The following is a 22,419-nucleotide window of genomic DNA, read 5'->3' on the forward strand; positions in this document are numbered from 1 at the left end:
TTAAGATTGTTTTCTGAAAAATGTTGCCTCAAATGTAGCACTATTTCCTACATTATCGACTACAATCAGTTTCAAATTATTCTCAGATTCAGTGACGATGTTATCGTCAAAGTCATAGGTTAGAACGTCGGTTTTGTAATTATATTCCGTTAAAATATATTTTCCGTTCAAGGTTGCGCGATAGGTACTAATACCACTAAGGTCGTCTTCTATCTTTAATTTTAGAGTACTATTCTTACTGATCCATTTCCCGTCATTGAAGTTTACAGGTTTAATAGTGGGTGGAGTACTATCTGCCACAAGAATATAGTCGCCAAAAGTACGCACGCGCGCCGACAGCTTGTCGCCTTTACGCTTGGTAGCGTTAAAATAAGGGTCTCCTTTATAGTTTAGTCTGCCAATATACAGTTTGTCTTTATCACTACCTGAATAGTTTGAAGCATCCACAGTTATCGTGATATTTTTATGAATAGGAATGATATCTTCATGAAAATGCAGCGTATCTCCCTTTGCCTCAATATCTAAATAGGTATTTTCATAGAGACTATTTGCCGGAATATATATACCAAATTTTTCTTTTGAAATAGAAGTAGCCTGATCTGCAAAGATATAATCGAGCGTAGGGGTGTCGTTTTTTCGATCTAGGATCTCTTCCGAAGCACCTTCAATAGGAATAGAAATAAGTACTTCATTACCACTATAATCTGTTATGGTAATGGTATAGGTAGAATTGAAACCTTCATCAACAAACACATAGCCATTGTCAACTTCATCTTTAATAATGCTTAACGGGTTATTTGTTTGTCTGAATAATTTTTGAATACGACTTCTATTTTCCTGAAAGTAGCCATAATCGATAAATCGGTTTAGATAACGTGTTTCGTTAAACGAGAACTTTTCAAAACGCACGTCAAAAATAGCATTACCGTTAAAAGCCGATTTAATTTGATATACACCGTTCTTATTTGAAGCACCGTCTTGCTGATCATGTGTTGACACGCCAAAACCAATACGCCCTAATGCTTTTATGTTCTCGGCTTTGTATGAACCGTCTTTTTGAAGGATAAGCCGAAGTTTTACAGGGTTTTGCGACCGATTGACATGTGAGTTTTCATCGATGGGATACGCCATAACAGTATTAACCAACGGTTTTTTAGTGTCATTAATGGCCACACCAAAAAGTAAAGGATTCATGGGTCTTGAAGCAGCATCTCGAATTTCATAATGTAAGTGCGGGCCGCCACTACTACCGCTATTTCCGGTGTATCCAATAAGGTCTCCTTTTTTTACTGAAAGTTGATCTACATCTGGAAATAGTTCAATCTCATAAGTTTCTTTTTCGTATTGCTTCTTTTTTACATACTCCTGAATATATCCCGCGTATTTCTGTAAATGCGCATAAACAGTGCTGTATCCGTTAGGATGGATTATGTACAAGGCTTTTCCGTAGCCATAATGTGCCACTTTAATACGTTTTACATAACCATCGGCTGGAGCGAAAATAGGAAAGCCTTCTTTTCGTTGCGTTTTAATATCAAGTCCGCTATGAAAATGATTACTTCTAAGTTCACCAAAACTTCCAGAGAGAATCAATGGAATATCAAGCGGGTTACTAAAATAGTCGGTTGGGAGTTGATTTTGCCCAATAGCGAATGATGCTGAAAAGAGGACAACAAGGATACATTTCTTCATGAGACAAAAATAGCGAATGGCTATATTAAATGGGGGAGTTGCGGGAATTTATTGTAATTGATATTCAATATTACAAAAAATAATACAAAACAGTTGTCTTATTTGAACTTGAATGTTAACTTTGTAAGTGAAGTATTGAAATACCTAACGAATGAGTCAACTTACAGAACTTGTTGATTCTCTTGAGAATAGAATTAGCAAGCTTTTGCATAAATACGAGAGTGCTAAGCAAACTAATATAAAATTGGAAAGCGAATTAGCTCAATTAAGGTCTAACCAAGACAACTTTGAGATAACGCTAGCCTCTCTTCAGGAAGAATGCAACTCATTGCGGTTAGCCAATTCAATGCTTGGCAGCGACCAACATAAACGAGAAACAAAACTCAAGATAAACGCTCTGGTTCGGGAAATTGATCAGTGTATCACCCAACTTTCCGAATAAACATAATGGCAGAACAATTAAAAATAAAACTTTCTATCGCAGACCGGGTTTACCCGTTAACGATCGATCCATCGCAAGAAGAAGGCCTTAGAAAGGCTACCAAGAAGATTGAGGCGATGATCCAAAGGTTTGAAAAAAATTATGCCGTTCGTGATAAGCAAGATGTATTGGCTATGTGCGCCTTACAATTTGCGGCACAAGTAGAGCAAAAACAAATAGATAATACAAGCGACACGCTAGAAACAGAAGAGAAGCTACAAGCTTTGAATCAGTTGTTACAAAAGCATTTGTCGTAACGTTCTTTTAATAAAAAGGTTACTGCCTACATTAATATTATTTTTGGTAAACTCAACACGAATTCTTTAAAAAGGGTGAGTTAAAGTTGTAAAAGCGAGCCGTCTTCGAGCGGATACTTGACCAGCTTATTAGCCCTAAACTTGTTTTTAAGGAGTTTATTCAAAATCGCTTATTAATGTAGGCTTTTTTTATGCCCAAATTTTTGCCATTCAGAAATTTAGGCACCTATTGAATCTAATTAGTACTAAAAATTAACAATGAATACTTATATCATACTTGTCATAGCAGCAATCGTTGGAATCATCATTGGCTTCGTCATTGCCAAGATTCTAGAGCGAAATAATGCCTCAAAGCTGGTCAAATCTGCAAAAAAGAATGCAGCCAATGTGATCAAAGAAGCCAATAAAGAGGGGGAAGCCATTAAAAAGGATAAAATGCTTCAGGCCAAAGAAAAGTTTATTGAACTTAAATCTGAACACGAAAAAGTGATCATGAACCGAGAGAAAAAGATCTCGGAGGCAGAAAAACGTACTCGGGATAAAGAATCTATCGTTTCCAGTGAACTTGCTCGTACCAAAAAATTGAATCAGGAAGTTGATAATAAAAAGAAAAGCTATGAGGATCGTCTCGAATTTTTAGAGAAAAAGCAGAACGAAGTGGATAAAATGCATCGCAATCAAATAGAGCAACTTGAGGTTATTTCAAGTCTCTCAGCAGAAGATGCTAAAAATCAGCTTATGGAAAGCCTTAAAGAAGAAGCTAAAACATCAGCGATGGCGTTTGTGCAAAATTCTGTGGAAGAGGCTAAAATGACTGCTCAGCAGGAAGCTAAAAAAATTATTATCACGACTATTCAACGAATTGGAACAGAAGAAGCGGTTGAAAACTGTGTTTCTGTATTTAATTTAGAGAGCGATGATGTCAAGGGACGTATTATAGGTAGAGAAGGTAGAAATATTCGCGCCATTGAGGCTGCAACAGGGGTAGAGATCATTGTTGATGATACTCCAGATGCAATTATTCTTTCTTGTTTTGACAGTGTACGTCGCGAGATCGCTAGATTGTCATTACACAAATTAGTAACCGACGGTCGTATTCACCCAGCACGAATCGAGGAAATAGTCAAGAAAACATCTAAACAGATCGAAGAAGAGATCATAGAAGTAGGAAAACGTACCGTGATCGATCTAGGTATTCACGGTTTACAACCTGAATTAATTAAAGCTGTAGGTCGAATGAAGTATCGCTCTTCTTACGGACAAAACCTGCTGCAACACTCACGAGAAGTTGCCAAGCTTTGTGGTGTCATGGCAAGTGAATTAGGTTTAAATGCTAAAATGGCAAAACGCGCCGGATTACTTCACGATATAGGAAAAGTACCTGAATCTGAAACAGAGATCCCACACGCGATCTTAGGAATGCAGTGGGCCGAAAAATATGGTGAAAAACCAGAAGTTTGTAATGCTATTGGAGCTCACCACGACGAAATTGAAATGACGAGCTTACTTTCGCCTATCGTACAGGTATGTGATGCTATAAGCGGAGCAAGACCAGGCGCTAGACGACAAGTGTTAGATTCATACATTCAGCGTTTAAAAGATCTTGAGGATATCGCATTTGGATTTAACGGTGTAAATAAAGCATACGCTATTCAGGCCGGACGAGAATTACGTGTAATGGTAGAAAGTGACAAGGTAAGTGATGATAAAGCTGCGCAATTGTCATTTGAGATCTCACAAAAGATCCAAACCGATATGACCTATCCCGGACAAGTAAAGGTTACCGTAATTCGTGAAACACGAGCAGTGAATATCGCGAAATAACATACTTTTTAAATAGTAAAAACCCTCAAAAACCAATGGTTTCTTGAGGGTTTTCTTTTTTTACTAGTTGCTCGTTTATTCATCATAAATATTGACATAACCTTTTTGTGGCTCTTCAAAGAATTTACCCGTAATAAATCGGTAGCCCTTATCAAGTTCAGCGATAGCTTGCATGTCTTCCTCTTTCAACTCAACATTTGCCGCTTGAAAATTGTCTTTAATATGATCTTTGCTTGTTGACTTCGGAATAACCGCGGTACCGCGTTGCGCATGCCAGTTGATCAATACTTGAGCCGGTGTAGCCCTTCGTTTTTTTGCAATTTCTTTAATCACTTCTATTTCTAATAAATTTGGCTCGTCTTCACCTTTCATATCATGGGTACGATCCCCAGAACCTAAGGGAGAATAGGCGGTCATCTTGATACCTTCGCTATTGCAATAGGCGAGTAGGTCATTTTGTTGTAATAGCGGATGCAGTTCAACTTGATTCATTTCTGGTTTGATACTCGCTTCAGAAACTAAGTTCTTAAGTTTTTCTTTACTGAAATTGGAAACACCAATATGACGTGCATATCCAGAGGTTTTTGCAGTTTCCATTTGTTTCCAAGTTTCTGAAATAGGCGCTTCTTCCAATGAATAATAATCGGATGGCTTTTGAGGAAATCCTACACCGTTTTTAAAAGCTACAGGCCAATGAATAAGATAAAGATCTAAATAGTCTAATTGAAGTTTTTTAAGGCTATCCTGCAATGCTGGTATTACTTGTCCTTCTTTATGCGCATCGTTCCATAATTTGGAAGTGATAAAAACATCTTCCCGAAAGATCTTTCCTTCACTAAACACTTCCTTTAATGCTTCTCCAATTTCAGTTTCATTTCCGTAGACAGCCGCAGTGTCAATATGCCGTACGCCAGCATAGAGTGCTTCTTTAACCGCATTCTTTACTTGGTTACCTTTTGCTTTCCATGTGCCGAGGCCAATTGCATGCATTCGATCTTTATTTTCAAACTCTAGTGTTTTCATAGCTTTTTGTATTTCTCTTCAAATTACAATTTCACTAGCTACTTCCGAAGATAAAAAACGACTTTAGCAAATTTTTAACCGTCCTTATGAGGATGAAATTTATGAATAACCTCTTTGAGATAGGTTTTGTCAATGTGGGTATAAATTTCTGTGGTTGTGATGCTTTCATGACCTAACATTTGCTGTATAGCTCGCAGATCGGCACCGCGTTCTAAAAGATGCGTAGCAAAGGAGTGTCGAAAGGTATGCGGACTCACAGTCTTATGGATTCCTGCTTTTTCGGCGAGTTGCTTTACAATAGTAAAGATCATCGCACGAGTTAAGGCTTTGCCTCGTCGATTGAGATATAAGGTGTCTTTGGCTTCAGGCGCAATAGTTTGATGCCTTCGGACATCATTTTTGTAGATCTCGATATATTTCACGGTATGCTCTCCGATAGGTACAAATCGTTGTTTATCGCCTTTGCCGGTGACTTTTATAAATCCTTCATCAAAAAATAGATCAGAAAGTTTAAGTGTGATCAGTTCCGAAACGCGCAATCCGCAGCCATACAGCGTTTCCAATATCGATCGATTGCGTTCCCCTTGTGGACTACCCAGATCGATCATAGCAACCAATTGATCAATTTCTTCTTCCGAAAGCGTATCTGGCAGTTTTCTGCCTGTTTTCGGACTCTCAATTAGTTCTAATGGGTTGGTTTTTCGATATTCTTCAAAAACCAAATAATTAAAGAAGCCACGCAAGCCAGAAATAAATCTACTCTGCGAGGTAGGGCTGTGCGTTTTTGCCGTAGCATAAATACATTGTTGTATGGTTTCTTCGGAAATAGAAATAGGCGAGCTGTTTATTTCATTCGTTTCCAACCAAAGTAGCAGTTTTTGAAGGTCTAACGAATAATTAATAATGGAATTCTCTGAGAGTCCACGTTCAATACGCAGATAATTTTGGTAGTCTTTAATGGCGTGTTTCCATTGCATAGGCTATAATAGAATAATTATCTCTGAAAAAAAAGGCTCGGTGATGGCGATATTAATTTTTGTTATAACTTTGACCTACAAACGAAAAATAAATAATTATGAAAAAAGTATTCTTAGTATGTATTTTGAGTGTTATGGCTTTTGCAGCCAAAGCACAAAACATCGATCTTGGTATTAAGGCAGGGGTTAACTTCGCAACCATTAGTGATGTAACGGATGCCGAAAGCAAAACAGGTTTTGTAGTAGGTGCTTTTGCTGGCTTTAAACTAGGCGAAAAGTTTGGCATACAGGCTGATCTATTATACTCACAACAAGGAGCTAAGTTTGACGCGGGAGATATCGACTTATCGTACGTGAATGTACCTGTAGTTGCAAAGTATTTTGTTACAGACAAATTCAACATTCAATTAGGACCACAATTTGGTTTTGTTGTAGACGATAATATTTCTAAAGTACTTGGTGATATTGCTGAAGCAGAAAAGACTGATGTTACTGGAGTTGTGGGTGTTGGTTTACACCTTCCATTTGGATTGCGTGCCGATGCGCGTTATAACTTTGGTTTAACTGATATTTTAAAGTCGAATAATTCAGATGTTAATATAACTGAACCAGGTAAAAACTCGGTTATTACCATTGCATTAGGGTATTCTTTCCTATAGATAGAGCTTAAAACACTTAAATAAATGACTCAGAAGTCTTTATAGCACAGTCTATATCGAATTCTGAGTCTTTTTTATTAAGATAAGGTCTAAATATTACACAATAAGTGTTTGCAAAGTATTGATAATTAATCTTTTACGTAAAAAATGAAGAATAGTGCATTTGCCCCATAGGCTTTAATTCGTTTTTTTTAGTATGTTTATACTATAAATTAACAATTTAACTAAACGAAACACATTATGAAAAAACTATTTTTATTCGCTGCCCTGGCAGTATTTGGAATGAGCTCAATGATGGCTCAACTATCCTTTGGTGCAAAGGCCGGTGTGAATCTAGCGTCTCTTAGTGGAGATGATGCTGATGATTCAGATGGACTTACTAGTTTCCATGTTGGAGCTGTTGCCGTTTTTCCGTTGGGAGAGATGATTTCTTTACAACCAGAACTTGTTTATTCGTCTCAAGGCGCATCGTATGACATAGAAGGGATCGATGTAAAAACGAAGGTTGATTACCTAAACATTCCTATTATGGTAGATGTAAATCTTGCTGAAGGATTTAGCCTTCAGGGTGGACCTCAGTTTGGAATCAATATCTCATCAAAAGTTGATTTTGATGGTGAAACAGAAGATATTGATGATACTGAAACCTTAGACATTGGTGTTGGAATAGGGGCACAATACAAATTGCCAATGGGTGTATTTTTCCAAGCGAGATATACAGTTGGTATGACCGAAATCTTTCCAGAATCTGACGCTAAAAACTCTGTAGCTAGTATATCTGTTGGATATATGTTTAACTAGAAATAATTAAATTTTTAATAGAAAAGCGAACCAAATTGGTTCGCTTTTTTTATACCTTATTTTTTGTAAGTTTACTATATGAAAATCATCATCATTAATGGACCCAATATCAATCTGCTTGGCACTCGTGAGCCTGATATTTACGGAGCGGAGACCTTTCAGGATTACTTCGGAAAATTACAATTTAAGTATACCGAAATCGAGTTAACCCACTATCAATCGAATATAGAAGGTGAGCTTATTAATAAGCTTCAGGAAGTTGGTTTCGACTATGATGGTATCATTCTCAATGCAGCGGCATATACGCATACTTCCGTAGGAATAGGGGATGCGGTCAAAGCGATTAAAACTCCTGTGGTTGAAGTGCATATCTCAAATACGCACGCTAGAGAGGATTACCGAAAAGAATCCTTTATTTCGGGCGCCGCTAAAGGTGTAATTTTAGGTTTCGGACTCAAAAGCTACGAGCTGGCCCTGCAAAGTTTTCTCTAACCTATTACATTCATAAAACAAAAAATCCCGCTCATGGCGGGATTTTCTATTTGCTTACTACTTTTTACAAGTGAATTACTTCGCCGTACGCATCTGCAACAGCTTCCATTACAGCCTCACTCATCGTTGGGTGTGGGTGAATGGCTTTAAGTACCTCGTGTCCTGTAGTTTCTAATTTTCTACCTAAAACAGCTTCAGCGATCATATCGGTTACACCAGCGCCAATCATATGACAACCTAACCATTCGCCATACTTGGCATCAAAGATCACTTTTACGAATCCGTCTTTAGCTCCAGCAGCACTTGCTTTCCCTGACGCCGAGAATGGGAATTTACCCACTTTCAGTTCATAACCAGCTTCCTTAGCCTGTTTTTCAGTCATTCCAACACTAGCGATCTCAGGTGTAGCATAGGTACAACCAGGAACATTTCCGTAGTCAATAGCCTCAACATGCATTCCTGCGATCTTTTCAACACACGTAATTCCTTCAGCAGAAGCAACGTGAGCTAGGGCAGGACCCGGTACAATATCACCAATGGCATAGTATCCCGGAATGTTTGTTTGATACCAATCATTCACGATCAATTTACCGCGATCTTGTGCGATACCAACATCTTCAAGACCAATATTTTCTAGATTTGAAATAATACCTACTGCAGAAAGAACGATCTCTGCTTCAATAATTTCTTCACCTTTTTTGGTTTTTACAGTTGCTTTAACTGTTTTTCCAGAGGTGTCAACGCTTTCAACAGAAGCATTTGTCATGACCTTAATCCCAGCTTTCTTAAACGAGCGTTCAAATTGCTTAGAAACGTCTTCGTCTTCTAGCGGAACAAGGTTTGGTAAATATTCAACGATAGTTACCTCAGTACCCATTGCGTTATAAAAATGTGCAAATTCAACACCAATAGCACCACTACCTACAACGATCATAGATTTTGGTTGCTTTTCAAGCGTCATCGCCTCACGATATCCAATGACTTTCTTTCCGTCCTGCGGAAGATTTGGAAGCTCACGCGAACGTGCTCCGGTAGCAATAATGATATGATCTGCCGAATATTCTTTTCCGTCAACGTCTATTTTCTTTCCTGGCTTTAGTTTTCCGAAGCCATTAATAACATCGATTTTATTTTTTTTCAGAAGAAATTGAACTCCTTTGCTCATGCCATCGGCTACACCGCGGCTACGTGCAACAACCTTTGTAAAATCCTTATCGGGATTCTCTAAGGTAAGTCCGTAGTCCTCTGCATGTTTTAAATAGTCAAAAACCTGTGCGCTCTTTAATAAAGCTTTGGTAGGAATACAGCCCCAGTTTAAGCAAACACCGCCTAAACTCTCTTTTTCAATTACTGCTGTTTTCAAACCTAGTTGTGAAGCTCTAATGGCTGCCACGTAGCCTCCTGGACCACTACCTAAAACGATTACGTCGTATTTACTCATGTTGTAAGATTGATTGTAATTTGAGTTAGCGAATTTACAAAAATGTAAACGTATACTGCGAATGAATTATACAAAAAACGCTAAGATTGTGCGTCACAAAAAAATCCCGACCGTTTTTAGGCGATCGGGATTACAAATAATTCCTCTTTTTCTATTGTTTTGGAATAAATTTTAAGGCATCTCCATTAATACAATGCCGCTTGCCAGTAGTTTCACGCGGACCGTCATTAAAGACATGTCCTAAATGACCACCACAGGTAGCGCAATGCTCTTCAGTGCGGGTATATCCTAACTTGTTATCGGTGTCGAAAGCCACATTTCCAACGATCTCACGATCAAAGCTTGGCCAACCTGTTCCGCTGTCAAATTTGTGTTTTCCTTCAAAAAGAGGAGTTTCACAAGCTGCGCAAACAAAGGTGCCTGGCTCATATATTTTATTTAAAGGGCTAGAGAATGGACGTTCAGTACCTTCCTTCCGAAGAACATAAAACTGATCATCGGTAAGTTGTGCCTTCCATTCAGCTTCAGTTTTGGTAATCTTAAAGGTTTCTTTTTCCTTTTTAGCATCTTGCGCAGTTGAATTACAACTTATAAATGCTATACAGATAAAGGCGATAACGAGTTGTTTCATAATTAATCTAATCCTGGGTTAATTTGAGTTGGGTCTACATTTAGATTGTAAAGCAGTTCGTCCATTGTCATTCTAGCATTTGCAAATTCTGCTGGTACAACTACAATTCTAAAAGTTTGGTCGTTTGTAAAAAGACTTCCTAACAGATCTAAATTAAAATTAGCGTCTAAAAACAACCGTACATCCAAAAATGTATGATCAAAATTATAGGTAAGGGTACCTTGATCTACAAAGAACGTTTGCGGAAGCTGACTCCATACGTCAAGACTACCTCCAGCACCATCAGAAACAACATCTTCAAGAAGATACACTAGAATAGCATCACTTTCATAAACTTCAATATTTGACGGGATCGTGATCAAATTGCTGTAATCATTCCCCGGAGTAAAATCGACTGTCACCTCAAAGACTTGACCGAGTATATTAACACCATCGGCTCCTGGAGGGCCTGTATCGCCTTTACAAGATGAAAATAATAGGGTAGAAGTAGCCGCAAGGAATAAAATAAGATGTTTCATAATGTTTTTTTAAGTATGTTTTATAAATCAAAGCAAAAGCCGTTCCATTATTAAAATATTCAGTAATAAGTTATTCATCTTTTTTTGAATTAAAGTCGTGTATTAGAATTTTTGGCTTTGTTTTTGAATACTTAGTCGAAAAGAAGTGGTCATTCTTTGATTTTTAGACTTTTTTAATAGATTTTAAATTTGATAGTTTTATTTTTAGGCTATATTAAACAAACAAAACATGAATTATAAAACAACACTATCCATCATTGCTGTTTCTATTTTTGCGGTGGCATGTACCACCAATCCGTTTACGGGAAAATCGACTTTAGCATTGGTTCCTAACTCGCAGATATTGCCAATGGCATTTCAGCAGTACGATCAGTTTTTATCTGAAAACAAGGTTATCACCGGCACCTCAGATGCACAAATGATCAATAATATTGGACAAAAAATTTCAATTGCTGCCGAACGCTGGTTAACCGCAAACGGCTATGCAGGATACCTAAAAGATTACGCATGGGAATACAACTTGGTTGATGATCCTGCCGTAAATGCATGGTGTATGCCAGGAGGGAAGATCGTTTTTTACACAGGAATCTTACCAATAACGCAAAATGACGCTGGTGTTGCCGCTGTTATGGGGCATGAAGTAGCACACGCTTTGGCAAATCACGGACAACAACGAATGAGCGCGGGACAGATTCAGGCTTTAGGAGCCGTAGCTGGGAACGTAGCCTTAGCGAAGGACCCAAAAAATCAGGCAATTTTTAATCAGTCGTATGGTTTAGCAAGTAACGTTGGTGTTATGTTACCTTTTAGTAGAAATCACGAAAGCGAAGCAGATAAAATTGGACTTACCCTTATGGCGATCGCCGGTTATGACCCAATTGCGGCTGCTGATCTTTGGAGACGTATGAAAGAACAAGCAGGCGGCGCACCACCAGAATTTTTGAGTACGCACCCGTCAAGTGATACTCGTATTAATAATATTACAGCTTGGGCAAACGACGCTAAGGCTGAAGCAAGAAAGTATGGCGTTACCAGTTTTAAAAGACAGTAATAGCTAAAATAATTTAGTACTTTAGTCCCGCCATGTGCGGGACTTTTTTGTTCCGCTTAAAATGCCAATTTATGTCGCAACCACTCGCTAAAGGAAGTAAAAAACTACTCAATGCCTGGGCTTTTTACGATTGGGCCAACTCGGTTTACAGTCTTGTTATAGCTTCGGCTGTGTTTCCAATTTTTTACGGTGCTTTGACCTTGGTAAAAGATGAAAACGGGAAGATTCTCGATGATACCGTTACTTTTTTAGGTATTGATTGGAACAATGATACTTTAATAAGTTATGTAACCGCGGCCGCATTTTTGGCCGTTTCTATTTTGAGTCCGTTGCTCAGCGGTATAGCCGATTACGTAGGTAACAAAAAATCGTTTATGAAGTTTTTTTGCTATTTGGGTGCTGTGAGTTGTATTGGGCTTTATTGGTTTTCGATGGAACATTTGTGGTTTGGGCTTTTATGCTATTTCCTTGCGCTTATTGGCTTTTGGGCGAGTTTGGTTTTTTACAACTCCTATTTACCCGATATCGCATTTCCAGAGCAACAAGATAAAATTAGTGCGAAAGGATATTCTTTAGGATATATTGGAAGTGTGATCCTTTTGCTTCTTTGCCTCGGAATGATCTTAGGATATGAAACTTTCGGTTTTGAAGACGAAGGTTTGCCCACCCGTTTATCATTTGTATTGACAGGGGTGTGGTGGATCGGGTTCAGCCAATATTCATATTATCACCTTCCGAAGGGAAACAAAGCACAAAAAATGACGCGTAATGTGGTGTTTAATGGCTTTAAAGAATTAAAGCAAATTTGGGGTCGAATTAAACTAAACATACCGCTTAAACGATATTTGGGCGCTTTCTTTGTGTATAGTATGGCAGTACAAACCATAATGCTGGTTGCTACTTACTTCGGAATTGAAGAATTAGATTGGGGTGATACGAATGCAACCATGGGACTTATAGTTAGTATTTTATTAATACAATTGGTTGCCGTGTTAGGAGCATTTCTCACATCGCGGTCTTCTGCTCGCTTCGGAAATATAAATACGTTGATCGTTTTAAACATCATCTGGATCGCTATCTGTATTTATGCGTTTACCATCACTTCACCACAACAATTTTATGTCACCGCTGCTGTTGTGGGGCTGGTTATGGGAGGAATTCAGTCGCTTTCGCGTTCAACCTATTCTAAATTTATTCCTGAAGGAGCTGTTGATACTGCATCGTATTTTAGTTTCTATGACGTTTCAGAAAAAATTGGGATCGTTATTGGAATGTTTAGCTACGGATATGTAGCGCAGCTAACGGGAAGTATACGTTATGCTATCTTATTTTTTATTCTATTTTTTATAATAGGTGTTGTTTTACTACTCCGAGTACCAAGAAATACTTAAATATTATACAATTTTTCTTTATGTTTGCGTTTAATACCAAAGCTAATCTACTACCTATGACTAACAAGCTACTCTTTAAAGGTGTTTTATTCACCTTTATGGCTCTTCTTATTTTTTCATGTGACAATGAGCCCTTAGAAGGAGAATTTCCTCAAGACCAGATTCCTTCCCAACTCGATCCAGGTCAGTTTAAAGCAGAAATTGATGGCTCTGACTTCGTTTCAACTACTGGCCAAGCTACTGTAGATCAAAATAATAAATTGATCTTAACGGCTCCAGACGATAGTTCGGGTAATACCATACGACTTACAGCCGAAAATATTGGCGTAGGGACTTTTAATCTTACTTATTCAGAAGGAATTGTAAATAATCTCGGCGAATATATAGAGCAGGGTGATCTTCAAAATCCTTTTGCTTCTGTACAATTATTAGGAGGTTCAGGACAACTACAAATAACAGAATATGACGTGACTGCCCTTACTATTTCAGGGACATTCACTTTTGTAGGAACACGACTAGTACTTGACGGACAAGGAAATCCAGATACAGAGGAAATCAGTATCACTGGTGGGGTATTTAATAAAATTCCTTTTATCCAGATCACCGATGACAACGGTGGTGGTGGTGGTGGTGGAAGTGATCCTATGGATACCTTTGCTGCAGAAATTGATGCTGCGACCTTTGTTGTTGATACGCTAATAGTAGAACGTATTGTTTTGTCAGATATACCTATGATTCGTATCATGGCAAAAGATGCAGAAGGTGCTAAAATTAGAGTTGATGTACCAGAGCAATTGGGCGTTGGAACACATGAGATGGTTTCAATTTCAAATGGTACACAACTTATTGGATTATATAATAGTAATACTGGTGGTGAAAATCTTACATCGAACCCTGGAAGTATAACGATCACAGAGTTCAATACCGTAAGGGGTCAGCTTACAGCAAGTTTTAGTTTTACGGGTACAGATCCTTTTAATCAGGATCCAACAACAGTGGAGGTTACTCAAGGTGAATTCTCGGTAAGCTATGAGCCAGATCCTATGAACCCAAATACACCTTTTACAGCCGAGATCGATGATGTATTTTTTAATCCAGGCTTTAATATTTCTGCGGAAGAAACCATAGTTGAAGGAAATAGCGTTGTTTTGATTACAGCTACTTCTGGAACGGAACGTATTGAAATTCTATTTCCAGCTGTCTTAACAGCCGGAACTTACGGTATGAGTAAAATGATTGCTGATGGTGATGAAATTGTTGGGTTTTATACACCAGAAGTAGGTGTTTCTCCAACTTATACGTCAGATCCAGGAGAGTTAACATTAACTGCCTTTGATCTTACAACTGGAGTATTAGAAGGTACATTTTTCTTTACGGCTTCAGATCCTGAAGGTGTCAATCCAGAAGTATTTGAAATTACTTTAGGAAGTTTCACCATGCTTATTGAATAGCAAAAAACAAGACACATAAAAAAGCCGACTCAATAGTTTTGAGTCGGCTTTTTTAGTTTAGAAAGTTTCGCTTCCGAAGAAAACTTAATTACTAATATCTCCAGAACCTACTACCTTTTTATCTACTTTGGCAGGGTTTCCTTTGTAAGAGATATCTCCAGAACCATTTACACGTGCTTTCAAATTATTGCTAGCATGAACACGGGCATCACCCGAACCAGAAACATAGGCTTCTGTATTTTCTGAAGTTAGTCTATCTCCATCAAAATCGCCGCTACCGCTCACTTTAACTTCTAGGTTTGTAGTTCTACCAGAAATTTCCAGATCTCCAGAACCTGTCACTTTAGCATTAAGGTTACTGGTTTCAACCGCCAAGATGATATCACCAGACCCCGTTACAGTTAATTCTAACTCATTAGCTCTAATAATGTCCTTGCTGTCAATATCACCCGATCCAACCAAGGAAACCTCCGATAAGTCTTGAAAAGGAACGGTTACATGAATTCCCCGCTTAGTTCTAATTGACACATTTTTCTTGGTCTTGATAACTAGGTCGTTTCCTTCCACCATGATCTCTAAATATTCATGAATATTATCATCTGTGGTAACGCTAATATTACCTTCAGTACCGCTTTCAAGATGTACATCCATTGATCCTACCACTTTTACGTTATCGTAATCTGAAGTTTGAATACTTTTGGTAGTAATGTTTCCGTTTCCTATCACTTTTTTGTTGCTCCATTGAGCAGACATCTCTGAAGTTGTAAACCCAAGTAATAAGGTTGCGATGGCTATTCGTAATGTGTTTTTCATTTTTTCTGAATTTTTAAGTGTTTGACATTAAAGCTTTGTAAGGCTAACACCACCGTAGCTAGAGCGTACATTCATGGTGTTTCCTGAGTTTTTATTTCCGTGGTATCCCACATATAATTTTGAACTGTTTTTTTCTGAAGTTGTAGTAAGATTCAAGATCTCTTTACCTTTAAGACTTGCATAGCGAAGTTCAAATTCACAATTGAATGAATATCCACTATCAAAACCAATTTTTACACCTGTATAGTCTGCTATAATGGTTACATCTTTTGCTGTAGAAGTGAGTCTATCAATATGTATTGAGCCATAATCGGTGTTCAAATTTACCTCGCCAGTGACTGTACCTAATCTATTGGTGACATAGTCTCCACGACCTATTACATTATTTGCTTTATCTATGGTCACCTTACCGTAATCACAATTGTAATTAATGTCATTGGCTTCCCCGATCTCAGAACGTGTGTAGTCTGCGATCAACTCAAGATTACCAACCTTTTCGAGTGTAAAGCCGGAATAATCTGCATTTATCTTCCCATTCTTCATAAACTCTATAGTCGATTTGTCTGTATAATCGAAAGACAGATAATTGTTGTTTCCTAATAATTCGCCAATGATCAATTGCCCGTAGTCACAATCAATTCTAGCATCTCCTTTAAGTGTATTAAGACTGATGGTTCCGTAGTCATTATCAAGATCTACACTATTGGTAATGGGCAATTTAATGGTGTAATTAACTTCCATTGAAATATTGTCATTTCCGCTATTCCACCAGCTGTTCCAAGATGATTTAGTTTCACCAAAGCGTGTTTTTGCCGTGACCATTGAGGCGCTCGCTGTAAAATCTATTTTAATTTCATTGAGTTTACTCTGTACTTTTGATTCGTCATTTCCATTCGTTCGTATAGTTACTTCAATAACCGTTCTGCTTTCATTCCAGGTTACAATATCAATGTTTCCATAGCTATTCATTACTGTAAGACCTGCGTCCTTATTTACAGTAAATTCTTTCTTGATCGTTTTTTCCTTGGTATACTTGCCTTTAAATTTACCGTCATTGGCAAAGACCAGAGCGGGAAGGCAAAGCAAAAGGATAAGTGTGTTATAGTGTTGTTTCATTTTGAAATGCTTTAAGTGTTTTAACTTCTTCTAAGGTTGATATTACATTTTGTAAAAGGTCGATCCTGTTTTGAAAATTGGTGATCATTGCATAAATAACGCGTTTGTCATTTCCACTTTCAGATAGATCTCTTTTTAAGCCCTTGTATTCTTTTTCAAGGACTTCCAGTTGAACCAAAGCATCTTTAACCAAAGCTTCGCTTTCCGGAGTATTAAAGCTTTGTAAGGTGCGTAGTTCTTCTTCGATGGTTGATTTAAAAAAGGATTCGGTTTGCTTCATTTCAGGAGAAACACTGGCCAAGCCCGTTGTATTTTCTGTTGTGTTCTGAAAAAAGAAGCCTAGCACAAAGATGGCTGCAATGGAAGCTGCAATCGAAACAGGATACATCCAATTACGGCGCTTTGTGCGTGGCTTCTCAACAATTTGAAGCTTATCTAAAAACCGAGACTGATGCCCCGTAGGTGTTTGATGTACATCAAAATCACCTTCCAAATTTTCAAACAAATTTTCTAATGAATCTTTTTTCATGATGCTTTCTTTAATTTCTTTCGTAAACTTTCTTTTGCGCGGGAAATGAGCGTCCTGCAATTGGCATAACTCACATCCATAATCTCACAGATCTCTTCATAATCATATCCCTCTATCAAGTGAAGCGTAAGTACTTGTCTGTAACTCTCATGAAGCTGTTGCATTTGCCGCATCACTTCCGAAGCTTTTACACTCGCATAGTCATCTTCACTCATTCCGTCTTCCTCAGCAACTTCTTCTCCAAAATTTTCATGGCTGATTGGTACAAATCGCTGTGATTTTTTATACTGTGAAATACTGTTATTTACCACGATACGTTTTAACCAAGCCCCAAAAGTTGCTTCTCCTTTAAATGTTTCTAATTTGCTAAAAGCCGTTATAAATGACTCCTGCATGACATCTTCAGCTTCTGCTGTGTCTTTCACAATTCGAACCGCAACATTATACATCGCGTTTTGATATCGATTATAAACCTCCAATTGCGCTAATTGGTTGCCTTTTCCGCATTGTGTGAGCAATACGTCTATATTTTGCTGTGTTAGTGACACGTACTTTTTGATTGGTTATGATAAAGATACATTGTATCTCACATTGTTACACTTTTCAATTATTTTTTCTGAAACTTTCTTCGGAAGAATCCCGCAAGTCATATAATCTTCGGCATAAATCTTGAAATAAAGTAATTGAGATAGCTTGGGGTTTGTTGATTAACAGCAGCTTTCCGAAGATATCGTAAAAATAAAAAATTGAAAAGCACATCGTGATCGCTTCTGTAAGTGACACAATGTCGTAAACTATTATATGAGCAAAGCAAAAGTTACTTCCATAGACAGTTTGTCACTGCAAGAATTGCGAGACGAGGCAGAATTAATTCCATTAATGACCCGAGAGGATGAAGATGCAATGGATAAAGCCGAACTTCCCGAAATATTACCTATTCTACCTTTAAGGAATACGGTTCTCTTTCCAGGAGTCGTTGTACCCATTACTGCCGGACGCGACAAATCGATTAAACTAATCAATGAAACCAACAATGGTAATAAGACCATTGGTGTGGTTTCACAAAAGGATGAAGATAAAGAAGATCCTACCTTACACGACATCAATACTATTGGTACGGTAGCTAAGATCTTACGAGTACTTAAAATGCCTGATGGTAACACCACGGTGATCATTCAAGGACAAAAACGTTTTGAAGTGGCAGAAGTGCTCACTACAGAACCTTATATGACGGCTACAGTTCGCCCAGTGAATGAAGCAAGACCAGCCGAGCAAAACGAAGAGTTCTTAGCTATAATAGAATCTATCAAAGAACTCGCACTTCGTATTATAAAGGATAGTCCGAATATTCCTTCGGAAGCTGCCTTCGCGATAAAAAATATTGAAAGTCCGTCGTTTTTAATAAACTTCGTATCCTCAAACCTGAATATTTCCGTAGCAGAAAAGCAAACACTTCTTGAGATCAATGATCTAAAAGATCGTGCGCTTGAGACCTTGCGTTATATGAATGTGGAACTTCAGAAATTATCTTTACGCAACGATATTCAGTCTAAAGTACAGGAAGACATCAATCAGCAGCAACGCGAATATTTCTTGCATCAACAAATGAAGACCATTCAAGAAGAATTGGGAGGTTCTAATCAAGAAGCTGAAGTTGAAGAATTACGTGCGCGTGCTAAGAAAAAGAAGTGGAATGAGGAGGTTGAAAAACATTTCAACAAAGAACTCGCCAAGCTACAACGTATGAATCCGCAGGTAGCCGAATTTAGTATCCAGCGTAATTACTTAGACCTTATTCTCGAATTGCCCTGGAATGAATTCAGTAAAGATAAATTTGACCTAAATAGGGCTCGTAAGATCCTAGATCGGGATCATTATGGTCTTGATGATGTCAAAAAACGAATCATTGAATATCTCGCAGTATTAAAACTACGAAATGATATGAAATCGCCTATCCTTTGTTTATACGGACCTCCAGGAGTAGGGAAGACCTCTCTCGGAAAATCAATTGCGGAAGCTTTAGGGCGAAAATATGTGCGCATGTCTTTGGGTGGTTTGCGTGACGAAGCAGAGATTCGTGGACATAGAAAAACATATATTGGCGCGATGCCTGGACGTATCATAAAGAGCCTAAAGAAGGCAGGAACCAGTAATCCGGTGTTTGTATTAGATGAAATTGATAAGCTTTCGGTTGGGAGCCAAGGTGATCCTTCTTCGGCTATGCTGGAAGTGCTTGACCCTGAACAAAATGCTTCTTTTTATGATAATTTCTTAGAACTTGGTTTTGATCTATCTAAAGTGATGTTTATTGCTACTTCCAATAGCTTAAGTACAATTCAACCGGCGTTGCTCGATCGTATGGAGATCATCAATGTTACAGGTTATACGGTAGAAGAAAAAGTAGAGATCGCCAAACGGCATTTACTTCCGAAGCAATTGGAAGAACACGGTATGAAAAAAGATCAGATGCGTATTGCTAAGCCTCAATTGGAAACGATTGTAGAAGGTTATACACGAGAGAGTGGTGTACGTGGACTCGAAAAGCAGATCGCTAAAATGGTACGTTACGGTGCTATGAAGATCGCAATGGAGGAAGACTACGAGCCGAAAGTAACCAATGAATTGATCAGTGAAGTACTTGGAGCGCCACGAATGTTACGTGATAAATACGAAAACAATGATGTAGCAGGAGTTGTTACCGGTCTTGCATGGACACGTGTAGGTGGTGATATTTTGTTTATTGAGTCTGCTTTATCTAAGGGTAAAGGAACGCTCAACATGACAGGAAATCTAGGAAAGGTGATGAAGGAGTCGGCTACCATTGCCATGGAATACATTAAATCGAATGCCGAGATCCTTGGTATTGATCCTGAGATCTTTGAAAAATACAATGTACATATTCACGTTCCCGAAGGTGCTACGCCAAAAGATGGTCCGAGTGCTGGGATAACGATGCTGACTTCCTTAGTTTCACTTTTTACACAACGTAAAGTAAAAAAGAGCATTGCAATGACAGGGGAGATCACTTTACGAGGCAAAGTGTTGCCGGTAGGAGGTATCAAAGAAAAGATCTTGGCTGCAAAACGCGCAAAGATCAAAGAAATACTTTTATGTGAAGATAACCGTCGTGATATTGAAGAAATTAAGCCTGAATATCTCAAAGGTCTTACATTTCACTATGTTAAAGATATGAGCGACGTACTTTCTTTGGCTTTAATGAAAGAAAAAGTAAAAAATGCCAAAAAGCTATAAGTAAAGCGTATTTAAAATTATTTAGATTATTATATGACCCGCTCGATAAAGAGCGGGTCAAATAGTTTATAAAAAGATGTGAGCACTAGAATAACTGTATGGTTCCCTACTCATAGCTTGTTATTATAGTCAAATAACATATTTTTAAACGCTTTAATAATAGGAATTAAAAAGGCCATTTTAACCCAGGCCTTTGAGCGTTCAAAAACTATTAGCTGTATCATTTCTCACTCCGCTGAAAATAAATTAATATTGCATTCGTTTTAAATGAAGCAATCGCAATCGCATACATGAACCTCAAACCGCTATTTTTCTTACTAATTTTTACAGCAGGACATGCAATAGCACAGGTTGGCGGCCGATCTACCTACCAATTTTTAAACCTTGTCAACAACCCAAGGCAGGCTGGTTTGGGTGGAAAAGTAGTCACTAATTACGACTATGATCCTTCACAGGCCTTATTTAATCCAGCATCTATTAATCCTGCGATGGATAATCAACTATCTATGAACTACACCAATTATATTGGTGATGTTAACTACGGAACAGTTGCCTACGCCTATCTCTGGGATAGAAGAACGCAGGTTTTACACACAGGGGTCACCTATGTGAATTACGGTAAATTTGATGGATACGACGAACAAGGAAACGCTACAAGTAGTTTTACTGGTAGTGAAGTTGCGCTATCTGTTGGCCATGCACGAAATATAGCCTTTACTAATTTTCATATCGGGGGAAATCTAAAATTAATATCCTCAACTTTAGAGCAATACTCATCTTTTGGAGTGGCGCTTGACATAGGCGTAATGTATTTTTATGACGACTGGGACCTACATATTACTGGAGTAGCGCGTAACTTAGGAACTCAGATCACTCCATACGACACCAATTATGAAAAATTGCCCTTCGAACTGATTTTTGGAATTTCACAAACTTTAGAGAATATTCCTATTCGCTGGCATATTACCTTAGAGAATATGCAGCGCTGGAATATAGCCTTTGCGAACCCAAACCGCGATGAAATTGACTTAGAAGGAAATAGTACTTCAGAAAAAATAGGCTTTGTTGATAATGCCTTTCGCCATACGATTGTAGGTATTGAAATATTTCCTGAAAGTGGTTTTAATCTTAGATTAGGCTATAATTTACGTCGGGCAGAAGAACTACGTATCCTTGAAAGACGAGCTTTTGCTGGGTTAAGCGCTGGGTTTGCAATAAAATTGAATAAATTGCGGTTTAGTTATACATACGCAAAATTCAGTACCGCAGCTTCTGCAGGATACTTGGGCTTGAATATTGATTTACAATAAATGGGTAAAATTACGATTGCTATTGATGGCTTTTCTTCCACTGGGAAGAGTACTATTGCAAAACAGCTAGCAGATTGGCTTGACTACGTCTATGTCGATACTGGAGCCATGTACCGAGCCATCACTTTATATGCCATGCGTAAAGGTTTTATTTCTGAAACTCATTTTGCTTCGGATAAACTTATCGCCGAACTCCCTAATATTTCTATTTCTTTTGAAAAATCAAATCCTTTAGACAAGGCCGAAGTTGTTCTCAACGGTGAAAATGTTGAAAAAGAGATTAGAACACTTGCGGTTTCCGAATTTGTTAGCCCAGTAGCCACTATTTCAGAAGTGCGTAAAAAACTGGTGGAGCAACAACAACAAATGGGGCAGGGGAAAGGCGTAGTAATGGATGGACGAGACATCGGGACCGTAGTTTTTCCAGATGCCGAACTTAAAATATTTCTAGACGCTTCCGCAGAAAAACGTGCAACACGTCGTTATAATGAGCTTCTGGAACGTGGCGATACCATTACATATGAAGAAGTTTTAGCCAATGTAAAAGAACGAGATCATATTGATTCTACCCGCAAAGACTCGCCTTTACGAAAAGCGAATGACGCTATTGAAATAGATAATAGCGAAATGAATTTGGAAGATCAATTCCATATTATTCTACAGCTTGCAAAAGACCGCATTGCTGGCAGAGTTTAATATTAAACGTAAGC

At 38.1% G+C, this 22,419-nt stretch carries 22 protein-coding genes and 1 other RNA gene; 13 read left to right on the forward strand and 10 right to left on the reverse strand.

Annotated features, from left to right (window positions below):
• Window positions 1-1,692, reverse strand: a complete 1,692-nt coding sequence (locus tag ACY2RU_RS05815; RefSeq protein ID WP_490137491.1) for a M23 family metallopeptidase — start codon at window positions 1,690-1,692, stop codon at window positions 1-3.
• A gap of 151 nt (window positions 1,693-1,843) precedes the next feature.
• Between ACY2RU_RS05815 and ACY2RU_RS05820 the strand changes: the two genes are divergently transcribed.
• The 4 genes from ACY2RU_RS05820 to rny all read left to right on the forward strand — a co-directional run bounded on the left by ACY2RU_RS05820 (window position 1,844) and on the right by rny (window position 4,254).
• On the forward strand, window positions 1,844-2,134 hold the full coding sequence (locus ACY2RU_RS05820) for a hypothetical protein (protein ID WP_490137492.1): 291 nt from the start codon (window positions 1,844-1,846) through the stop codon (window positions 2,132-2,134).
• Between the two features lie 5 nt (window positions 2,135-2,139).
• On the forward strand, window positions 2,140-2,430 hold the full coding sequence (locus ACY2RU_RS05825) for a cell division protein ZapA (RefSeq protein ID WP_490137493.1): 291 nt from the start codon (window positions 2,140-2,142) through the stop codon (window positions 2,428-2,430).
• Window positions 2,431-2,480: 50 nt separating this feature from the next.
• A non-coding RNA gene (ssrS, locus tag ACY2RU_RS05830) (6S RNA) lies at window positions 2,481-2,588 on the forward strand.
• Window positions 2,589-2,688: 100 nt separating this feature from the next.
• Complete coding sequence (gene rny / locus ACY2RU_RS05835) at window positions 2,689-4,254, forward strand: ribonuclease Y (RefSeq protein ID WP_490137494.1); 1,566 nt, start codon at window positions 2,689-2,691, stop codon at window positions 4,252-4,254.
• 75 nt (window positions 4,255-4,329) lie between these two features.
• Here the strand turns inward: rny and ACY2RU_RS05840 are convergent, their stop codons facing one another.
• Both ACY2RU_RS05840 and xerD read right to left on the reverse strand, forming a co-directional pair.
• A complete protein-coding gene (locus ACY2RU_RS05840; protein WP_490137495.1) occupies window positions 4,330-5,277 on the reverse strand; it encodes an aldo/keto reductase in 948 nt (315 codons plus the stop codon).
• A gap of 74 nt (window positions 5,278-5,351) precedes the next feature.
• The gene (xerD, locus tag ACY2RU_RS05845; protein WP_490137496.1) at window positions 5,352-6,254 is read right to left on the reverse strand and encodes a site-specific tyrosine recombinase XerD; all 903 of its coding nucleotides are present in this window, start codon (window positions 6,252-6,254) and stop codon (window positions 5,352-5,354) included.
• 98 nt (window positions 6,255-6,352) lie between these two features.
• Here xerD and ACY2RU_RS05850 point away from each other — a divergent pair, with 98 nt between their 5' ends.
• From ACY2RU_RS05850 to aroQ, 3 genes are all read left to right on the forward strand, one after another.
• Entirely contained in the window at window positions 6,353-6,913 is a 561-nt protein-coding gene (locus ACY2RU_RS05850; protein ID WP_490137497.1) for a porin family protein, read from the forward strand.
• A gap of 240 nt (window positions 6,914-7,153) precedes the next feature.
• Window positions 7,154-7,714, forward strand: a complete 561-nt coding sequence (locus ACY2RU_RS05855) for a porin family protein (RefSeq protein ID WP_490137498.1) — start codon at window positions 7,154-7,156, stop codon at window positions 7,712-7,714.
• Between the two features lie 78 nt (window positions 7,715-7,792).
• Window positions 7,793-8,206 carry a type II 3-dehydroquinate dehydratase gene (gene aroQ, locus ACY2RU_RS05860; protein WP_490137499.1) on the forward strand — a complete coding sequence of 138 codons (414 nt, stop codon included), beginning with the start codon at window positions 7,793-7,795 and terminating at the stop codon, window positions 8,204-8,206.
• A gap of 64 nt (window positions 8,207-8,270) precedes the next feature.
• Here aroQ and lpdA read toward each other — a convergent pair whose 3' ends face one another.
• From lpdA to ACY2RU_RS05875, 3 genes are all read right to left on the reverse strand, one after another.
• The gene (gene lpdA / locus ACY2RU_RS05865; protein ID WP_490137500.1) at window positions 8,271-9,647 is read right to left on the reverse strand and encodes a dihydrolipoyl dehydrogenase; all 1,377 of its coding nucleotides are present in this window, start codon (window positions 9,645-9,647) and stop codon (window positions 8,271-8,273) included.
• 151 nt (window positions 9,648-9,798) lie between these two features.
• Window positions 9,799-10,278, reverse strand: coding sequence for a peptide-methionine (R)-S-oxide reductase MsrB (msrB, locus tag ACY2RU_RS05870; RefSeq protein ID WP_490137501.1), 480 nt, complete (start codon window positions 10,276-10,278; stop codon window positions 9,799-9,801).
• Between the two features lie 2 nt (window positions 10,279-10,280).
• Complete coding sequence (locus ACY2RU_RS05875) at window positions 10,281-10,796, reverse strand: collagen-like protein (RefSeq protein WP_490137502.1); 516 nt, start codon at window positions 10,794-10,796, stop codon at window positions 10,281-10,283.
• A gap of 229 nt (window positions 10,797-11,025) precedes the next feature.
• Between ACY2RU_RS05875 and ACY2RU_RS05880 the strand changes: the two genes are divergently transcribed.
• The 3 genes from ACY2RU_RS05880 (at window position 11,026) to ACY2RU_RS05890 (ending at window position 14,689) form a co-directional block, all read left to right on the forward strand.
• Window positions 11,026-11,847 carry a M48 family metallopeptidase gene (locus ACY2RU_RS05880; RefSeq protein ID WP_490137503.1) on the forward strand — a complete coding sequence of 274 codons (822 nt, stop codon included), beginning with the start codon at window positions 11,026-11,028 and terminating at the stop codon, window positions 11,845-11,847.
• Window positions 11,848-11,918: 71 nt separating this feature from the next.
• Complete coding sequence (locus ACY2RU_RS05885) at window positions 11,919-13,238, forward strand: MFS transporter (RefSeq protein WP_490137504.1); 1,320 nt, start codon at window positions 11,919-11,921, stop codon at window positions 13,236-13,238.
• A gap of 56 nt (window positions 13,239-13,294) precedes the next feature.
• Window positions 13,295-14,689: a DUF6252 domain-containing protein gene (locus ACY2RU_RS05890; protein WP_490137505.1), complete on the forward strand. Its 1,395-nt coding sequence runs from the start codon at window positions 13,295-13,297 to the stop codon at window positions 14,687-14,689.
• A gap of 84 nt (window positions 14,690-14,773) precedes the next feature.
• Here ACY2RU_RS05890 and ACY2RU_RS05895 read toward each other — a convergent pair whose 3' ends face one another.
• From ACY2RU_RS05895 to ACY2RU_RS05910, 4 genes are read right to left on the reverse strand one after another with little or no spacing between them, the layout of a single operon-like run.
• Entirely contained in the window at window positions 14,774-15,502 is a 729-nt protein-coding gene (locus tag ACY2RU_RS05895; RefSeq protein WP_490137506.1) for a head GIN domain-containing protein, read from the reverse strand.
• 27 nt (window positions 15,503-15,529) lie between these two features.
• Complete coding sequence (locus ACY2RU_RS05900; RefSeq protein ID WP_490137507.1) at window positions 15,530-16,618, reverse strand: hypothetical protein; 1,089 nt, start codon at window positions 16,616-16,618, stop codon at window positions 15,530-15,532.
• The gene (locus tag ACY2RU_RS05905) at window positions 16,602-17,147 is read right to left on the reverse strand and encodes a hypothetical protein (RefSeq protein WP_490137508.1); all 546 of its coding nucleotides are present in this window, start codon (window positions 17,145-17,147) and stop codon (window positions 16,602-16,604) included. The genes ACY2RU_RS05900 and ACY2RU_RS05905 overlap by 17 nt, the downstream gene beginning before the upstream one ends.
• Window positions 17,144-17,695 carry an RNA polymerase sigma factor gene (locus ACY2RU_RS05910; protein WP_490137509.1) on the reverse strand — a complete coding sequence of 184 codons (552 nt, stop codon included), beginning with the start codon at window positions 17,693-17,695 and terminating at the stop codon, window positions 17,144-17,146. The genes ACY2RU_RS05905 and ACY2RU_RS05910 overlap by 4 nt, the downstream gene beginning before the upstream one ends.
• Window positions 17,696-17,948: 253 nt before the next feature.
• Between ACY2RU_RS05910 and lon the strand changes: the two genes are divergently transcribed.
• The 3 genes from lon (at window position 17,949) to cmk (ending at window position 22,405) form a co-directional block, all read left to right on the forward strand.
• Window positions 17,949-20,399 carry an endopeptidase La gene (lon, locus tag ACY2RU_RS05915; protein WP_490137510.1) on the forward strand — a complete coding sequence of 817 codons (2,451 nt, stop codon included), beginning with the start codon at window positions 17,949-17,951 and terminating at the stop codon, window positions 20,397-20,399.
• A gap of 290 nt (window positions 20,400-20,689) precedes the next feature.
• On the forward strand, window positions 20,690-21,709 hold the full coding sequence (gene porQ / locus ACY2RU_RS05920) for a type IX secretion system protein PorQ (RefSeq protein WP_490137511.1): 1,020 nt from the start codon (window positions 20,690-20,692) through the stop codon (window positions 21,707-21,709).
• A complete protein-coding gene (cmk, locus tag ACY2RU_RS05925) occupies window positions 21,710-22,405 on the forward strand; it encodes a (d)CMP kinase (protein ID WP_490137512.1) in 696 nt (231 codons plus the stop codon).
• Window positions 22,406-22,419: the final 14 nt, after the last annotated feature.

This window comes from Ulvibacter sp. 2305UL32-6, from assembly GCF_058148545.1.